We start from the raw sequence: 547 nt of genomic DNA, 5'->3' as shown, positions 1-547 counted from the left end.
CCGGCGCGGCCGAGGCCGCCGTGCGCGTGCGCCTGGCGCAGTCGCAGACCGTGCACGCGCTGGCGCGCATGAAGAGCGGCACGCTGCTGGCCGCCAGCCAGGCGGTGACGGTGGCGGCCAGCGGCTGCGGCATGTAGGCCGCGCCTGAAAGGAGCAACCCCCATGGGCCAGAACAAGCCACCCCGCGTGTGGGTCAGCAACGCCACCCCGAAGGCCGGCGAGGTGCTGCGCGTGCGCGCCCAGATCGAGCACGCCATGGAAAGCGGGCTGCGCAGCGACGCCGAGGGCCGCCCGCGCCCGCGCAACATCGTCACGCGCTTCGAGGCCCGGCTGGACGAGGCCCTGCTGTTCGTCTGGGAGCCGGGCATCTCGGTGGCACAGAACCCCTACATCGAGTTCACCTTCGTCGCACGCACGGGCGGCGAGCTGCGCCTGCAATGGCAGGACGATGCCGGCCAGCGCCTGGAGGCAAGCCGCACCATCGCGCTCGCCTGAAGCCAACGAAAAGGCGCCCCTTGCGGGGCGCCTTGGCGGATGCGGCCAGCCG

Annotated in this window: 2 protein-coding genes; both read left to right on the top strand. The window is 73.1% G+C overall.

Annotated elements, in window-relative coordinates; all coding sequences use genetic code 11:
• The coding region (locus A612_RS18080) for a thiosulfate oxidation carrier protein SoxY (RefSeq protein ID WP_040436899.1) at window positions 1–137 on the top strand (137 nt) is incomplete at its 5' end.
• A gap of 25 nt (window positions 138–162) precedes the next feature.
• The gene (locus tag A612_RS13160; protein ID WP_019374930.1) at window positions 163–495 is read left to right on the top strand and encodes a thiosulfate oxidation carrier complex protein SoxZ; all 333 of its coding nucleotides are present in this window, start codon (window positions 163–165) and stop codon (window positions 493–495) included.
• Window positions 496–547 lie beyond the last annotated feature (52 nt).

The sequence above is a fragment of the Melaminivora alkalimesophila genome, assembly GCF_000282995.1.
GTDB lineage: Bacteria > Pseudomonadota > Gammaproteobacteria > Burkholderiales > Burkholderiaceae_C > Melaminivora > Melaminivora alkalimesophila.
Note: the sequence above shows the minus strand (reverse complement) of the source record. Positions and strands in the feature narration are given on the sequence as shown.

Excerpts from the sequence above, each read along its gene's own strand:
- A612_RS13160 (WP_019374930.1), top strand. The coding sequence starts at position 163 with ATGGGCCAGAACAAGCCACCCCGCGTGTGGGTCAGCAACGCCACCCCG.